The organism is Janthinobacterium longum (assembly GCF_051380735.1).
GTDB lineage: Bacteria > Pseudomonadota > Gammaproteobacteria > Burkholderiales > Burkholderiaceae_D > Janthinobacterium.
Map to the genome: position 1 here is coordinate 1 of NZ_JBNYXQ010000005.1, position 16,442 is coordinate 16,442.

13 protein-coding genes are annotated in these 16,442 nt (G+C 60.7%); 4 read left to right on the top strand and 9 right to left on the bottom strand.

Annotated features, from left to right (window positions below; translation table 11 throughout):
• Positions 1-249 precede the first annotated feature (249 nt).
• The 3 genes from ACQ4WM_RS14435 to ACQ4WM_RS14445 all read right to left on the bottom strand — a co-directional run bounded on the left by ACQ4WM_RS14435 (position 250) and on the right by ACQ4WM_RS14445 (position 4,436).
• A complete protein-coding gene (locus ACQ4WM_RS14435) occupies positions 250-1,743 on the bottom strand; it encodes a sensor domain-containing diguanylate cyclase (protein ID WP_436547369.1) in 1,494 nt (497 codons plus the stop codon).
• A 156-nt stretch (positions 1,744-1,899) separates the two neighbouring features.
• Positions 1,900-2,535, bottom strand: coding sequence for a pyridoxamine 5'-phosphate oxidase family protein (locus tag ACQ4WM_RS14440; protein WP_436547370.1), 636 nt, complete (start codon positions 2,533-2,535; stop codon positions 1,900-1,902).
• 98 nt (positions 2,536-2,633) lie between these two features.
• The gene (locus ACQ4WM_RS14445) at positions 2,634-4,436 is read right to left on the bottom strand and encodes a methyl-accepting chemotaxis protein (RefSeq protein WP_436547371.1); all 1,803 of its coding nucleotides are present in this window, start codon (positions 4,434-4,436) and stop codon (positions 2,634-2,636) included.
• Positions 4,437-4,745: 309 nt separating this feature from the next.
• Here ACQ4WM_RS14445 and ACQ4WM_RS14450 point away from each other — a divergent pair, with 309 nt between their 5' ends.
• Genes ACQ4WM_RS14450 through ACQ4WM_RS14460 form a run of 3 tightly spaced genes read left to right on the top strand, consistent with a single transcriptional unit; the run spans position 4,746 to position 8,486 of the window.
• Positions 4,746-6,314 (top strand): ATPase domain-containing protein, encoded by a 1,569-nt coding sequence (locus tag ACQ4WM_RS14450; RefSeq protein ID WP_436547372.1) that lies wholly within the window; start codon positions 4,746-4,748, stop codon positions 6,312-6,314.
• A gap of 50 nt (positions 6,315-6,364) precedes the next feature.
• Complete coding sequence (locus tag ACQ4WM_RS14455) at positions 6,365-7,576, top strand: sensor histidine kinase (RefSeq protein WP_436547373.1); 1,212 nt, start codon at positions 6,365-6,367, stop codon at positions 7,574-7,576.
• A 10-nt stretch (positions 7,577-7,586) separates the two neighbouring features.
• Positions 7,587-8,486: an alpha/beta hydrolase gene (locus ACQ4WM_RS14460; protein WP_436547374.1), complete on the top strand. Its 900-nt coding sequence runs from the start codon at positions 7,587-7,589 to the stop codon at positions 8,484-8,486.
• Between the two features lie 3 nt (positions 8,487-8,489).
• Here the strand turns inward: ACQ4WM_RS14460 and ACQ4WM_RS14465 are convergent, their stop codons facing one another.
• Entirely contained in the window at positions 8,490-9,887 is a 1,398-nt protein-coding gene (locus ACQ4WM_RS14465) for an aminotransferase-like domain-containing protein (protein ID WP_436547375.1), read from the bottom strand.
• A gap of 145 nt (positions 9,888-10,032) precedes the next feature.
• Between ACQ4WM_RS14465 and ACQ4WM_RS14470 the strand changes: the two genes are divergently transcribed.
• Entirely contained in the window at positions 10,033-11,004 is a 972-nt protein-coding gene (locus ACQ4WM_RS14470) for a DMT family transporter (protein WP_436547376.1), read from the top strand.
• On the opposite strand, the gene ACQ4WM_RS14475 is transcribed toward ACQ4WM_RS14470, so the two are convergent.
• The 5 genes from ACQ4WM_RS14475 to ggt form a co-directional block, all read right to left on the bottom strand.
• Positions 10,892-11,527 carry an alpha/beta fold hydrolase gene (locus tag ACQ4WM_RS14475; RefSeq protein WP_436547377.1) on the bottom strand — a complete coding sequence of 212 codons (636 nt, stop codon included), beginning with the start codon at positions 11,525-11,527 and terminating at the stop codon, positions 10,892-10,894. The genes ACQ4WM_RS14470 and ACQ4WM_RS14475 overlap by 113 nt on opposite strands.
• A 25-nt stretch (positions 11,528-11,552) precedes the next feature.
• The gene (locus ACQ4WM_RS14480) at positions 11,553-13,094 is read right to left on the bottom strand and encodes a cryptochrome/photolyase family protein (protein WP_436547378.1); all 1,542 of its coding nucleotides are present in this window, start codon (positions 13,092-13,094) and stop codon (positions 11,553-11,555) included.
• A complete protein-coding gene (locus ACQ4WM_RS14485; RefSeq protein WP_436547379.1) occupies positions 13,081-13,536 on the bottom strand; it encodes a GNAT family N-acetyltransferase in 456 nt (151 codons plus the stop codon). Before ACQ4WM_RS14485 ends, ACQ4WM_RS14480 begins: the two co-directional genes overlap by 14 nt.
• A 6-nt stretch (positions 13,537-13,542) precedes the next feature.
• Positions 13,543-14,601 carry an AI-2E family transporter gene (locus ACQ4WM_RS14490; RefSeq protein WP_436547380.1) on the bottom strand — a complete coding sequence of 353 codons (1,059 nt, stop codon included), beginning with the start codon at positions 14,599-14,601 and terminating at the stop codon, positions 13,543-13,545.
• Between the two features lie 81 nt (positions 14,602-14,682).
• Complete coding sequence (gene ggt / locus ACQ4WM_RS14495) at positions 14,683-16,407, bottom strand: gamma-glutamyltransferase (protein WP_436547681.1); 1,725 nt, start codon at positions 16,405-16,407, stop codon at positions 14,683-14,685.
• Between the last annotated feature and the right edge of the window lie 35 nt (positions 16,408-16,442).

Consider the following 16,442-nt stretch of genomic DNA (forward strand, 5'->3'; position numbering starts at 1 on the left):
AAAAGGCGAGAGTAAACCTGAATCGCGGCGAGTTTACAAGGGGCGCGTTAAGTCATTGAATGTCAACGCATTTTCGCACCGGCTAGGCGGCGGTCTGGACTTGTGTATAACGAGGTGAGTTATAGCCCACCGCGCTCTTCCTGACTCGCTTCGATATCGGAGATGCTCTTTTGTATTGGTGGATCGCCTGGTCGGTGAAACCGGCGCTATTGTCGCAGGTCGCCGGTAGCAAGATCGCTGCAGTGACTATCACCGTTTTTTACGAAGCGATTTCTGTTCATACATGGACTGATCAGCCATATCGAGCAACCTCTCGGCGGTCGACCCGCACTCAGGGTATGAAGCGTGCCCCACGCTAGCTGCAGCTATAAGTGAAACACCATTTATTTCGTACGGAAGCTTCATCATGGCTTCGATGATTGATATTACTTTCAAAGTGTCGGCTGGGGTGCTATTAACGAGCACAATCGCGAATTCATCCCCACCAATACGAGCTGCAAGGTCAGATTTGCGAAGTCGAGAAATCAAGCGCTCGGCAGCGAGCTTCAATAATTCGTCTCCGGCAGCATGGCCGTGAATGTCATTGACCAGTTTAAAGCCGTCCAGGTCCAGATAAAGTACGGCAAGCGGCGTGCCCATGCTGCAACATAAAGAGAGTTGACGCACAAGGAATGACTGAAGCATGACGCGATTTGCCAAACCGGTTAGTGCATCGTGATTGGCCTGGTGTGTGGCTGCCTGCAGCATGGTCGAAGCCTTGGTCAGTGCCAAGCCCACCTCGTTCGCTTCGCGGAGACCATGATTGATCGACTGCACCTCTTGCCCGGAGCCCAATGCCAATGCCGGAGCAATCAACCCTTGCATGGCATCGCCAATTCGCGTACCGATCTTCCAGGCCAAAAATAATCCAGCTCCTAAAGTTGCAATCGTAACGGAGACAAGCATCCAGAGTCGATTGACAGTTTCGTTGTTTAAAACCTCCAGCGGAATACCTATGGCGACAGTCCACCCAGAATTCTGTGCACGTGCCAGTACGGTGAGTATCGGCTTGCCGTCCAGTGTGCTGGTCTCCAGAATAGCTGCGGGCTGCTCGCGCATACGCTTCAACACTTCAGGTACGGCTGGCTTGCCTATATAGCGCTCCATGTCGGCAGAGCGCGCGACAATTTTTCCATTTCTATCCAAAATACTGGCAATCCAATATTCAGGATAGTTTTGATGATGCAGAATTTCTTCGAACCGGGTAGCGGGCACTGTTCCTGACAATATGTTTTCCTCACCCGCGCGATTCACTAAAAGCATACCCACGGATACCAACTGACGCTTTGACAAGGGGCCGGTAAATAAATTAGAAATGTGCATCGTCCGATGTTGATGAATTGCTCTCAACGCCTGATCATCGCGCTCTGACGGTAACGGGTGACCTGATGGTATGACCGTATTCATCAACTGTTGTCCCCGATTGTCTTCCAGGACGATATTGAAGATATTTTGCCTGACTAACACATCGGCAGCCTGGACATGGAATGCCTCCAAATTATTGGCAGCGAAGCTTGGAGATGTTGACAGGGCCGATAGCGCGGCAGCAACCGTCGCGAACTCTTTGTCTATCTCCATCGTATTCGCACGCGCTAATGCCATGGCGCTGCGAATGAAATTTGTACGAGCAAGATGCAAATCGTAGGCAATCAAGATTCCGGCCAGCAGAAATGCAGGAACAATGCACGCTGAAACGAGCAGCATGAGCAGAGATCGGATTGAAGGCGCGTAGGTTGACTTCATTGAGAACCCGCAAATAATTATTCATAATGTTACTATTTTACAATTTTTATTCCCACTTTCCGATTTTTATATCGGTGCACTCCCAAAAATCACAATCCTCAATGGCAATCTTGACAGTCAAGCGCCGCCCTCTTCCGCTACCGCCAGCCGCGCCCGCAGCTCAACCATTTCCTGCTCGATCTCCGCCAGGCGGTCACGCAACGGCGCCACCGCCGTGCTCACTTCCTGCTCGGTATAGCGCGGCGTAATGTGTTGCGGGCAGTTCCAGTCGAATGCCTGCAGCCGCAAGCGGTAGATGCGCTCTATTTTTGCGCCGTAGGCGGCGTCGGTCACCTGCGCGGTCAGGGCCGGGGCTGCGCCCGGTGCCACGATGTCGACGTGCATAAAGATTTTCAGGCGTGCGCGGCGCGGGTAGTCGATCAGGAACAGGCAGGTGCGGTCATTCGTGGCCAGATTGCCGGTGCTGATGTACTGGCGGTTGCCGCGGTAGTCGGCAAATGCCAGGGTTTGATCGTCGATCAACTTGAGAAAGCCGGGAGGACCGCCGCGGTGCTGGACGTAGGGCCAGCCTGTTTCGGACACCGTCGCCATATAGAAGCTGTCACGTTCGGCAATGAAGGCCGCTTCGCTGCCGGTGAAGCGGTCGAACTTGCGGTGGCCCTTGAAGTCCTGCCAGGCTTGGTCGGCGCCCATGGCCGCTTGCGCTGCGCGCACGCCGGGGGTGATGGCGATATCGAGAAATCCGTAGGACATGTTCAGCCTTCGCAAGGGTGGGCGCCGGGATGGCGCTGCTGGGATGATTATCAGTCATTTTCAGCCAGGCTGATCATGCCGCATGGACGCCCTGCCGTTCACTCCTCCATCTTGAACCCGCCCACGATCATCGCCAGGTTGGTCGCTTGGTCCTGCAGTGATTGCGCGGCGGCGGCGGCCTCTTCGACCAGGGCCGCGTTTTGCTGGGTGGCTTGGTCCATATGGGTGATGGCGCGGTTGATTTCCTCGATGCCGGTGTTCTGCTCGGCGCTGGCGCCGGCGATTTCGCTGACGATGGTGCTGACGTTCCTGATGCTGCCGACAATTTCCTGCATGGTCTGGCCGGCTTTTTCGACCAGCACGCCGCCATCGGTGATCTTCGACACCGACGAGTCGATCAGCACCTTGATCTCTTTCGCCGCCTGGGCGCTGCGTTGCGCCAGGCTGCGCACTTCGGAAGCGACCACCGCAAAACCGCGGCCCTGCTCACCCGCGCGGGCCGCTTCCACGGCCGCGTTCAAGGCCAGGATATTGGTCTGGAAGGCAATACCGTTGATGACGCCGATAATGTCGACGATCTGGCGCGAGGACTGGTTGATCGCCGCCATGGTACTGACCACATTACCAACCACGACTCCGCCTTCTTCGGCGATGGTCGATGCATCGAGCGCCAGGCGGTTGGCCTTGCGCGCGTTGTCGGCATTCTGCTTGACGGTGGAAGTGAGCTGTTCCATGGCCGAAGCGGTTTCTTCCAGCGCGCCCGCCTGCTGTTCGGTGCGGCCGGACAGGTCGAGGTTGCCGCTGGCGATTTCGGAAGAAGAGACCTTGACGGCCTCGCTGGTGCGGCGAATTTCGAGCAGGATGGCGGTGATCTTGTGCACGAACACATTGAACGAGCGCGCGATCTGGCTCACTTCATCCTGGCCGTCCTCGGGCAGGCGCATGGTCAGGTCGCCGTTGCCCGAGCCGATGCCGTCCATGGCGTTGCGCACCTGCGACAGGCGCCGGAAAGCTGCGGCGGTGATCATGCCGAGGACCAGCGCGGCCAGGGCCGCCACCAGCACGATGGAGACCAGCGCCGATTGCGTGGCGCGTCGCATGCCGGCATTGACGTCGGCCTTGTCCATCGCCAGCATCAAGGTCCATTCCGTGCCCTTGATCGGCACACCCTGCACCAGTTTGGCCGCGCCGTTCAGCTGCAGTTCGGTCTTGGCATCGCTGCCGGCGAGGGTAAGCAGGCGTTCGGGAGTCAGCGCGGGGTTCCATTCCCTGGCCGGCTTGTTGATCCATTGTGCATCGGGGTGGGCCAGCATCATGCCGTCGCGATCGACCAGGAAGGCGAAACTGGCCGGCGTCGGGCGCACGGCCTTGACCACGTTGCTCACGCCGTCGAGGAACATGGCGGCCGCCACCACGCCCTGCAAGACGCCGTCCTGCTTGACCTGGGCCGTAAACGACACCATTGGTTTCTTCGTCAGCACGTCGGTGTAAGGTTTGGTGACCACGGGTGCGCCGGCCTTGACCGACTGCTGGTACCACGAGCGGCCGGTGGGATCGTAGCCGGGCGGCAGTCCTTCCGGGTTCGAGGTGAATGCCGTCTTGTCCTGCTTGCCGAAGGTCGTGACATAGAAGCCGCCGCCTTTTTGCAGCTGCCGGATGACGAACAGCGGATCGGCCTGCAGCACGCCTTCGGCTGCGGCGGCCGTCATGCTGGCGCGTGCCGCCACCCATTCATTGATGGCGGAAGCGTAGCCGTCGGCGATGGATCGGGAATTCTGGTCGATGGCGCGGTCGTTGGAAGCCTTGACGATGACATACGACACCGCGCCCACCAGGCCAAGGCTCAGCAAGAGCAGGGAAATGCTGAAAAATAAAATGCGCGTTCTGATCGATGAAAACATGGAAATCTGTCCTGTTATATTGAGTGTTATTACTTCTCGGCCGCTGCGGCGCGCAATCCCAACCATGTAGTTGTCCAATGTGAGCGGTGCAAAAAGCAAACCTGATGGGTTTTCCTTGATCATCGCCGTTAACATTGGGAAACTTATCTTAACGGGGTTTTATCACTCGCCGAAAAGAAAGATCAAAATATTCAGCCTGGCCGCCACAGTCCTTGCTGGTAACAGCCGCCGGCCGGAGTGCAAATTCTCCTTTCCATGGCCAAACTGCTACACTACGGATTACAATGCTCTTTTTACTCTCAATCACACATGAATAACGTGGAACCGCTGGTCAAGACCGGTATCGCCGGACTCGATGAAATCCTCTTCGGCGGCATTCCGCGCCATAACAACATCATTGTCGAAGGCGCGCCTGGCGCGGGCAAGACGACGCTGGGGCTGGGCTTTATCCATGCCGGCGCCGCGCAGTACAACGAGCCTGGGGTAATCGTCTCGTTCGAACTCGATGAAGCCAAGCTGCTGCGCGACGCGGCCGGCTTCGGCTGGAACCTGCAGGAACAGATCGACCTCGGCCTGATCAAGATTGTCCAGACCAGCCCCGCAGTGCTGCTGTCGGAGTTCCGCAACACCGATGGCGCTTTCTCTACCACGTTGCGCGCTATGGGCGCCAAGCGTTTGCTGATCGATGGCCTAACGCCGATGCGGCTGTACGCCGAGGCGCACGACCTGGCGTTTCGCGAAGACGTGCATGTGCTGATCGAAGGCCTGAACCGACTGGGCGTGACCACCATGGTGACGGCCGAGCGCGACGACTCGATCGCTACGCCGGCGCACGAACGCTTCGTGTTCGACACCATTATTGAATTGTCGCGCGCGGAACACCGCCGCAAGGTCGAGCGCCGGCTGACAATCGCCAAGTCGCGTGGCCAGGATTTTATTTCCGGCAGCCATACCATGCGCATTGAAGCGCACCAGGGCATTCATGTGTATCGTCGCGCGCAGTCGCGCCCGGTGACGCTCAACGATCAGCCGACCTCGGACAAGCGTATTTCGACCGGCGCGCCGGCCATCGACTTGCTGATGGATGGCGGTCTGTACGAAGGCTCGGTCACCATGGTCAGCGGCATTTCCGGCACCGGCAAGACGGTCCTGTCGGTACAGTTCCTGACAGCTGCAGCCCAGGTCGGCCACAAAACGCTGCTCGTCACGCTGGACGAACATCCGCGCCAGCTGGGACGCAACGCCGCGTCGCTGGGATTCGACCTCGATGGCATGCAGGAACGCGGCGAACTGTTCCTGCTGTTCGAATCACCGCTGGAACTTGAACTTGATGTGCACTTCGACCGCGTGATCAAGCTGGTCGAGCAGGAAGGCATCGACTGCATCGTCTTCGATTCCATCGCCGTCTACGAGATGGCCAGCCGCGCGGAAGTGGCCGACTACCTGTACGCGCTGGCGACCCACTTCAAGAACCGCCTGGCGACGGTTATCTTCAATTACGAAAGCCCGGAATTGCTGGGGCTGTCGCAGATCAGCGAAGAACTCAAGGGCTCGCACCTGGTCGACAATATCATCTTGCTCAACTACGTCGAGATTTCCACCGTGCTGCGGCGTGCGATTGCGATTCCGAAAGTGCGCGGCAGCCGCAACGTGCAGGTAACGCGCGAGTACGTGATCGCTGCCGGCGGCCTGGCGCTGCTCGACGAAGACTGCACCGAAGTAGCGCGCAGCAATGCGGTGCCGCAACTGCCGTTTTCGGCGTATTCCAGCCTGCTGTCACGTTCGCCTACGCGCCAGAGTCCGGCGATCGAATCGGCCGTCGTCAATGGCGAAGACCTGCCCGATTCAGTGGTCCTGGCACAACAAGAAACGCCGTGATTCGTATCGCAGAACCTGATTCGTCCCCGGTTAATTGGGCCGAATGGCGCATGCCGCTGCTGCAATTCAGCCAGGCCACCGGCCTGGCTGTGTCCGCCTATGATATCAAGGGCGTGCGCCAGATCGGCCCCCTGCTGTCGACGCGCACGGCGCGCTTTCTCGGTACCTCGAAGCTGTGGCAGGAAGACGGCCCCGGCACGGCCGTCGAGCGCCTGATCGTGGGCGCCATGGCGGCTGGCCAGGACGACGCGGGCGCCGAGGTGGAGGAACTGTTTTACGGCATGCGCATCTGCTCCCTGCCCCTGACGCGGGCCGGCGAGCGCTATGGCGTGCTGGTGTTTGGCTGGTGCATGCGCGACTTCAGCTCGCCCCTGGCCTGCGAGCAACTGGCCGCGCTGGTCGGTGTGCCGGGCCATACGCTGTGGAACGAAGTGCGGCTCGAGTCGCCGCTGACGGACGCCCGCCTTGCCACCTACCGCGAATTGCTGCGTACCCTGGCCGGCTCGCTGGACCGCCAGCGCGACACCATCGATGAGCTGAACCGTGTCAGCCGTACCCGCGAGCTGTTCCTGGCCACGGTTTCACACGAAATGCGCACCCCCTTGTCCGCTTTGTCGATGCGGGTCGATCTGCTGCTGCACACCATGCGCGACATGCCGCCGGCGCTGCAAGCGTCCTTGATGGCGATGCGCGTGCATGTGCGCCAGGAAGCGGCCATGGTGGAAGACCTGATCGATGCGGCGCGCACCCTGACCGGCACCATGTCGGTCAACCGCGTGCCCGTCTCTCTGGGGCGCATCGTGCGCGATGCGCTCTCCACGGTCGAGTCCAGCGCGAATGAAAAACGGATCGTTTTTTCCGTCACGCCCGCCAACCATGGCGACAATATCGAGCTCGATGCCGATCCGCGCCGCTTGCAGCAAGTGCTGTGGAATCTGGTACTGAATGCCATCAAGTTTACGTCGCCCGGTGGCAGCGTAGGATTGAATATCGCCAGCGACGCCAACGGCGTGCGCATCCGCGTGCACGACAGCGGCCAGGGCATTGCGCCGGAAGACTTGCCGCATGTGTTCGGCGCGTTCACGCTGCAAAGCCAGGCCAATGCCAGCGGTCTTGGTCTGGGCCTGTATATCGCGCGCCGCATTGTCGAACTGCATGGCGGCACGATTACCGCCAGCAGCGCCGGCAAGGACCTGGGCACCAGTTTCACGATTTACCTGCCAACGCTGCATGCCGCCATGCCGCCCATATTACCCGTCTGAAGGAGTGCCTTTGAAACCAGTCGCCCTGCTGCTGGCACTGTGCTGCCTGTTCAATACCGCCCATGGCGCCACGGTTGCGCCTGCGGCCTATGCTTTGCCCAATACAGAAGTACGCGATATCCGTGCGCAAGCCCTGCAGCGCGATTACCAGCTGTTTGTGGCCCTGCCCGATTCCTACCGCGAGGGCAGCAAGCGCTACCCGGTGGTGTTCGTGGTCGATGCCGATTATTCGTTCGCCGTGGTGCGCAATATTGCCCAGCGCCTGGCCAAGCATGCGGGCCTGGAAGAAGTCATCGTGGTGGGCTTGTCGTATGCCAGGGGCGATAGCGGCGTCTACAGCCGCCGGCGCGACTACACGCCGACCACACCGCGCAAGCATGATTACCGCTCGGACATGCCGGGCCGCCAGCCGGCCTTTGGCGAGGCGGCCGGCTACGCGAAGTTCATTTCAAGCGTAGTGTTTCCCGTGATCGCCAGCCAGTATCGCGCCAATATGGGCCGCAAGATTTTCGTCGGCCATTCCTACGGCAGCCTGCTGGGCCTGCAAATCATGCTGACCGAGCCGCGTACCTTCGAGCATTACATCCTCGGCAGCCCGTCGCTGTGGTACGACGCCGGCATCATGTTCGAGCGCGAGCAAGCCTATGCCAGCACCCACAAGGACCTGCCCGCCTCCGTATTCTTCGGCATCGGCGGCCTGGAGCGCCTGCCGGCCGGCAAGAAACGCTCACGTTCGGAAGAAAACGCCGACATGTTGGCTGACCTGAAAGAGTTCAACCAGAAGCTCACGGCGCACAAGTTTCCCGGCCTGAGCACGCGCCTGCGCGTGTTCGACGACGAAGACCATGCCAGCGTGTTCCCGATGGTGCTGACGCATGGCTTGCGCGCTTATCTGAAATCATCCAGATAGTTCTCAACGCAGAGTTGCCGCCAGCGTGCCCAGGCGGCGCAGCGCCGCCTCGGTCGTGTGATCGAAAGGCAGGCCGCAACTGAGCCGTACATGGTCGCGGTAGTCGCCATTACCCGAGAATACATGGCCGGGCATGACGCCCACGCCTTGCGCCAGCGCGGCGCGCGAAAAGACGGCCGCATCGCTGCCAGCGGGCAGTTGTATCCACAGCGACAAGCCGCCGCGCGGCTCACCCAGGCGGGTACCGGCTGGCCAATGCTGGGCTATGGTGGCACGCATGCGGCTGGCGTTGCCGGCCAGCGCGCGGCGCAGCTTGCGCAAATGGCGCTCGAGGTCGTGGCGCGCCAGGTAGTCGCTGATCGCCAGTTGCGGCAGGGCCGCGTTGCCGACCGTGGAAAAATACTTGGCGCGCAGCAGTTCGCCGGTCCAGCCGCCACCCAGCATCCAGCCCACGCGCAAGCCTGGAGACAGGGTTTTGGAAAAGGAACTGCAGGTGATCACGGCACTGCCATCATTCCAGCGCCGCAATGGCGGCGGCCGGCTGTCGTCCCAGGCCAGGTCGCCGTAGATATCGTCTTCGACCAGCACCGTACCATGGCGCGCACAGCATGCCAACAGCGCCCGCTTGTTGCTGTCGTCCAGGCTCAGCCCCAGCGGATTGGAAAAATTCGGCACCATCACGGCCGCTCGTACGGCTTGTGCTGCCAGCAGGGTTTCAAGCAAACCCAGGTCCAGGCCGCCACCCGGCATGCGCGGCAGCTCCAGTACCTGCAATCCCAACGTGGCCACCGTCTGCAAGATACCCTGGTAAGTCGGCGTTTCGACCAGCACGATGTCGCCAGGATGAGTCAGTACGCGCAGGGCCAGGGTGATCGCCTCCATGGCGCCGGCAGTGATAATGATTTCATCGGCGTCGACGGTGACGCCCATGCTGGCATAGCGCTGTGCAATCTGCCGGCGCAATGGCGCGTAACCCTGTGGCGGCGCATAGCCCAGGGACGCCTCGCGCTGGCGGCGCAAGCAGCGCGACAGGGCGGCGGCAATGGTGGCGTCAGGCAGCAAGGACGGCGCCGGTCGCGCCGCATGCAGCGGCAAGATATTGGCGCTATCGTCCACCAGCAGCAAATCAAGCAAGGCCGGGTTGCTGATCAGGGCCGGCGACCGCAGCGGCGGCACCGTCGACAGCAGGCCCTGGCTGGCGGCCCGCACAAAATAACCGATACGCGGACGCGCTTCGGCCAGCCCTTCGCGCTCGAGTTGCAAACAGGCCTGCACGGCGGTGGCTGCACTGACCCGGTGGCTGGCGGCCAGTTGCCGAATCGATGGCAGCCGTTCGCCAGGGCGCAGGCCACCTTGCTGTATCTGCAGGCGCAGCAGCCCGGCCAGGTTTTTGTAAAGCATCTGGAACTTTCTGTATTGGTATCTTTCCATCATATCTGCTGCTGTATTGGTATGCAAAGAAACACCATACTGGTCTGCCTTGATTACCAGTCGTCACCTCGCCATGTCAGTTCCTTCTTCAGCGCGCGCCACTGCCCTTTGGCAGATGCTTGCCGCACAATTTCTGATCGCCTCGGTTGGCATCTTTGTACACGAAGGCGGCCAGGACCCGGTTACCACTGTGTTTTACCGCTGCCTGTTCGGCGCCATCTTCCTGGGCTTATGGGGCGTGATGGGCGGCCATTTGCGCGGCATCTTGCAAGACCGCAAGCTGGTGCTGGGCGCCATCGCCTCGGGCGTGCTGCTGGTGCTCAGCTGGGTCAGCCTGTTTGCCGGCATGGCGCGCTCTTCGATCAGCGTGTCGACCATGATGTTTTATTGTTACCCCTTCGTGATGATGGTGCTGGCGACGCTGTTGCTGGGCGAACGCACGCGGCCGGCAGACTGGGGCTGGACCTTGCTGGCCTTTTTGGGACTCGTCTGCTCGGCCAATCCACAGCGCATGTTTTCCAGCATGGGGAGCAACTACCAGGCCGGCATCGCGCTGTCCTTGCTGGCCGGCGTGCTGTGCGGCGCATCACTGTTGCTATCGCGCCATATCAGCAAACAACGTGCGATCGCGGTGGTATTCCTGCAATGCTGCGTGGGCGCCGTCATGCTGGCGGGGTTTTCCAGCAGCACGGTGCTGCAGCCGGGCAACCACTGGTACTGGCTGGTGGGCCTGGGCGTGATCCACAGCGGCCTGGCGTATGTGCTCAGTTACAGTGCTTACCGGCACCTGGCGGTAGCGACGATTGCCGTGCTGTCGTTCGGCTACCCCTTGCTGGCCTTGCTGCTCGATTTCCTGGTGTACGGCCAGAGACTGGCCCTGGTGCAACTGGCGGGACTGGGCCTGATCGTGCTGGGCAGCCTGGGCGTCAGCCTGAAGTGGGCGCCGCCCAAGCGGCTCGCCCATCGCCACGTAGCTAGCGGACGGGCCGTGGCGCCTGGCGAGGTGGCGCGTTCAAGTGTTGATCGATCAACAATGCAACCTCCTCCGCGTGCGTGTATGCCAGATCGTGATCCGCGCCCTCGATGACATGGAGGTGTGCCTGCCGCAAGTGCCGTGCCAGCTGCTCGCCGACAGCTACAGGACTGATGGGGTCGTTATCGCCCCACAGCAGTAACACCGGCATGCCAAGGGCTGAAAGTTGCCCGCTCAGGTCTTCATGATCGTTGAGGAACCAGTCCGGCAGCGTGGGGAAGTCCTTGCGCACCAGCTCCCGCCAGTCTTGCGCACCGAGTCCCGCGATATCCATGCCGCCTGAGGTTGCTGCCAGAACCAGATGCGTCACTTGTTCAGGCCGCACCAGCGCCGCCCTGATGGCGACCACGCCGCCCATCGATTGCGCGACCAGTGCACAAGGGCCATCGAGTTGATCGACGACCATGGCGACCAGGTCATTGATGCCGTTGACACCAGGTGCGGCGGGGGTGGGGTCGAAACCTGGCCAGCCTATGTGCAGTTTTTGCGCCGGATGGCGAACCAGTTCAGCGGCAGGCAGCCAGAAGTCCATGCGTCCCAGCGCGCCGGGCAGAAAAAACAATTTGGAGGGCAACATTGTTTGATCCTTCGAGTCAGGCCAGCTACAGCTCGTCGAGCTTCGCCAGCATCATGCGAGACTGCTCCGTAAAACCGGCGATGGCGGCATCGTCCATTTTTTCCAGCTGGCGGTAAGCCATGCCAATGCGCGGATTGCGCTCGAGGCTGTTTGCATTGCGCCGGAAAAAATCCCAGTACAGGGCGTTGAACGGACAGGCAGTTTCGCCCAGCCTTGCCTTTTTATCGTAATGGCAACCCTTGCAATAGTCGCCCATGCGGTCGATATACGCGGCGCTCGACACATACGGCTTGGTCGCCAGAAAACCTCCATCGGCGAACTGGCTCATGCCTACCGTATTGGGCAGTTCCACCCACTCGAAGGCGTCGATATAAATGCCCAGGTACCAGCGGTGCAGTTCGCCAGGATGCAGGCCGGCCAGCAAGGCGAAGTTGCCGATCACCATCAGGCGCTGGATGTGATGGGCGTGCGCCTGTTCCAGCGATTGCGTGATCGCGTGCGACAGGCAGTTCATGTTGGTCTTGCCATCCCAGAACCAGCGCGGCAGCGAGCGCTGGTGGCCGAAAAAGTTCTTATCGGCGTATTCGGGCATATGCGTCCAGTACACGCCGCGCACATATTCGCGCCAGCCGAGGATCTGGCGGATAAAGCCTTCCACAGCCGCCAGCGGCGCGGCGCCAGCGTCAAAAGCTGCTTGCGCACGGTCGACTACCTCACGCGGCTGCAGCATTTTCACGTTCAGCGCAAACGACAGCAGCGAGTGAAATAAACGCCATGCTTTGGTGCTCATGGCGTCCTGGAAGTCGCCGAAATGCGGCAGGCCCCGTTCGATAAAGGCGTCGAGCTGCTGCAATGCTTCTTCACGATTCAAGGGCCATGGCAGCCGGCCGGCATTGGGTGTGCCAAAACTTTTTACGCCGGCGTCGCCTATCGCCTGCCACAACAGCGAGTGGTCGTGCGGCGTGCGCGCGTCCGGCGGTTCGGCCGGCTGGCCGCGCCAGGGCTTGCGATTGTCGTGGTCGAAATTCCACTGGCCGCCGACCGGTTGTCTGGCGTCTTCCATCAGCACGCCATGTTTGACGCGCAACTGGCGGTAGAAAAACTCCATCAGCCACTGCTTGCGGCCCTTGAAAATATCCGATGCTTCATGGCGGCTGGTATAGAAATGGTCGGTATCGACCATCAGCCACGGCACGCTGGCCGCGCGGCCATGCAGATACAGTTGCTGGTCCAGCCGCCACTCGTCGGGAGCCTGGTATTGCACCGAGGCCGCGCCATATTCGGCGGCCAACGCATCGAGATTATCGATCATGGCGCGTGCGCTGTGCGGCTGGTCGATGGCTATATAGTGCACGCGATGGCCTGCCTCGCGCAGCTGGCGCGCAAAGTCGCGCATGGCAGCAAAAATGGCGAGGATTTTTTGCGCATGGTGCAGCACATAGTCGGTTTCCTGGCGCACTTCCATCAGCACATAAATAATGCTGTCGTCGACCTCGGTGAACCAGCGGTGCCGGGTATTGAGCTGGTCACCAAGGACCAGGCGCAAGGTGGTGTTATTGCTGTTCATTGACGGTCAAAAGATAGTAATTGTCGAATTCTTCCTGCGCGACCAGCTTGAAAGCGTGACGCAGATAAAAACGGTTCGAGTCGCTGTCGCGCAGCGCGCCCACCTTCAGTGGCAAGCCTGCCGCCCTCGCCTGTTCAATAATGCGTGCAAGTACGATAGCGCCCAGGCCTTTGCCCTGGCTGTCCGGATGAATATACAAATGGTCGAGCAGCATGGCGTCTGGCCCGGGCTTGACGACGACAAAGCCGACGCGCTGGCCCGCCAGCTCGATATGGCGGGTGTGTGCGGGCGAATAGTCGGACAGAAAACGTTGGCGCGCACGCTGCGGGTCAAAGCGGCCGATGCGCATCAGGCTGTCGCGCATGGCGGCAATCCGCAAGGCCACCAGTTGCTCCGCGTCGTCGCGGTGCGCCGCTGTCAGCGCAATGCCAGTGCTGTCCATGCCGCTTTACTCCGTATGAAACTCGCTGGCCGTGGCAAACAGATCCCAGACCGCAATAAACATGGCCGCCACGATGGGGCCGATAACAAAGCCGTGCAGGCCGAACAAGGCCATGCCGCCGACGGTGGACAGCAGCACGACATAGTCGGGCATCCTGGTATCTTTGCCGACCAGCACCGGGCGCAGCAGGTTGTCGACCAGGCCGATCACCAGCACGCCGAAGGCAATCAGGGTCACGCCTTGCCAGATCGAACCGGTGGCGAGGAAATAGATGGCGACCGGCGCCCATACCAGCGCCGCGCCTATGGCCGGCAACAGCGACAGGAATGCCATCAGCACGCCCCACAGCAACGGTGCGCGCACATCGAGGAACCAGAAGATCAGGCCACCCAGGGCGCCTTGTGCAATGGCGATCAGGATATTGCCCTTGACCGTGGCGCGTATCACGGTGGTGAAATTATTGAACAAACGCTGCTTGTACTTGCGGCTCAGCGGAATGGCGGCGCGGATGCGCGTCGTCAGCGCGGCGCCGTCGCGCAGCAGGAAGAACAGCAAGTACATCAGAATGCCCAGGCTGGTCAAAAAATCAAACGTGTACAGGCCGATATTGATGGCTTTCACGGCCACCGCCTGGCTTACCTGCGAAGCGCCGGCCGTCAGCTTGTCCTGCAGGCTGGCCAGGCTGGTAATATGGAAACGGTCCAGCAGATTGACGGCCCACGACGGCAGGGCGTCCATTACCTTGCCAAAGGAACTGGCGACGGTAATATCACCGGAGCGCACCAGCTCCACCACCGCCGAGGCCTGGTTGACCAGTGCGCCCGAGATCAGCGACAGCGGCAGGATCACGATCACCAGTATCAACAGCAGCACCAGTATCGACGACAGTGTCGCCCTGCCCCTGGTTTTCTGCAATACCCAGCGATACACGGGCGCGAACACGATCGCCAGGATCATGCCCCAGAAAATGGCGCCCGCATACGGCAGCAAGATCCAGCCAAAGGCGATGGTAACGACAGCGAGCAAGAGCAGGAATGACTTTTGTTGGAGTGATAGTTGGTGCATTGATGGTGGCTTGTTGATGTTTGATATTGCCACATCATAAGCCACCAGCAGACTTTCCCTCACACAAATATGTGCTGGCGTTCAATATCCAACAGCCGAGCCCGCAGGACGCCGGCCGTCGTTGGCGCCGTAGATATAGCCTGGCAGCACCTTGCCCGAAACACCCGCATCATTGCCCGCGCTGGCGGCACCCACGCCTGCTGCGTTCGGCAAGCCCATCATGATCAGTTCGGTTGCGCCCCAGGTGCTTTGTTCCTTCATTTTGTAGCCCATGCCGGCCAGGATATTGAGGGTGTCCACCGACAGGCCGCGCCGCTCGTAATACACCTGGTCCGGCAGCCACTGGTGGTGGATGCGCGGCGCATCGACCGCTTCCTGCGGCTCCATGCCGTAATCGATAATGTTCAGCGCCGACTGCAAGGTGATGGTGATAATGCGCGAGCCGCCGGGCGAACCGGTGACCAGGAACACCTTGCCGTCCCTGGTGACCAGGGTCGGCGCCATCGACGACAGCGGCCGCTTGCCCGGCGCAATCGCATTGCTTTCGCCCTGCACCAGGCCGTACATATTCTTCGCACCGATCTTGGTCGTGAAATCGTCCATTTCATCGTTGAGGAAAAAGCCGGTGCCGGGTGCAATCACCACCGCGCCAAAGCGGCCGTTCACGGTGTAGGTGGTCGAGACGGCATTGCCTTCCTTGTCGACCACCGAGTAATGCGTGGTTTCCGGCTTTTCGCCTTGCGCGTTGGGCTGCACCTCGGCTGACGGTGTCGCCTTGTCGGGCAGTATCTGGCTGCGGATCTGCGCCGCATACGACTTGCTCAGCAGATGGTCAACCGGATTGTTGACGAAGTCCGGGTCGCCCAGGTAGGTGTTGCGGTCCTTGTAGGCATGGCGCATGGCTTCGGTCATGTAGTGCACCGAGGCGGCCGAGTTGTAGCCCAGCTTTTTCATGTCGTAGCCTTCGAGGATATTTAGGATCTGGCACAGCGTGACGCCGCCCGAGCTCGGTGGCGGCGCCGAGATAAACTGGTAGCCGCGATAGCTGCAGGCGAGCGGCGCCATTTCGGTACTGGTGTAGGCGGCGAAATCGGCCGCCGTGATCACGCCACCACCCTGTTTCGCCGCTTTTTCCACAGCCTGGGGAATCGCACCTTTGTAGAATGCGTCAGGGCCTCGCCTGGCGATCGCTTCCAGGGTATTGGCCAGGTCTTTCTGCACCAGCCGGTCGCCCGGTTGCAGCGGCGTGCCGTCCTTGCGCAGGAAGATGCGGGCCGCTTCCGGGTCTTTTTTGAAATATGCGACCGTGGTGTCAAGGATATCGGTATCGCCACGGTTCAATATATAGCCCTCACGTGCCAGCCTGATGGCCGGGGCCAGTACCTGGGCGCGCGTCAGCTTGCCGTACTTGCGCTGCGCATAATCGAAGCCGGCCACAGTGCCTGGCACGCCGACGGCCAGGTAGCCATGCAGACTGGCGCCCGGCTTCAGATTGCCGTCGCCATCCTGGTACATATTGGCGCTGGCGGCGGCCGGCGCTTTTTCACGGAAGTTGATAAAGGTGTCCTTGCCGCTGGCCAGGTGGATGGTCATGAAGCCGCCACCGCCGATATTGCCGCAGCAGGCGTTGACCACGGCTTGCGCATAGCCGACCGCCACGGCCGCGTCGATGGCGTTGCCGCCTTTTTTGAGGATATCGACGCCGACCTGGCTGGCCAGGTGCTGCGACGACACCACCATGCCGTTCTTCGCTTCCACGGCGGGCAGCGAGACGGCCTGGACGGCGGTGGGGATGGCAAGCGCCATGACGGTGATGGCGGCCGGGGCCAGATGGCGCAAAG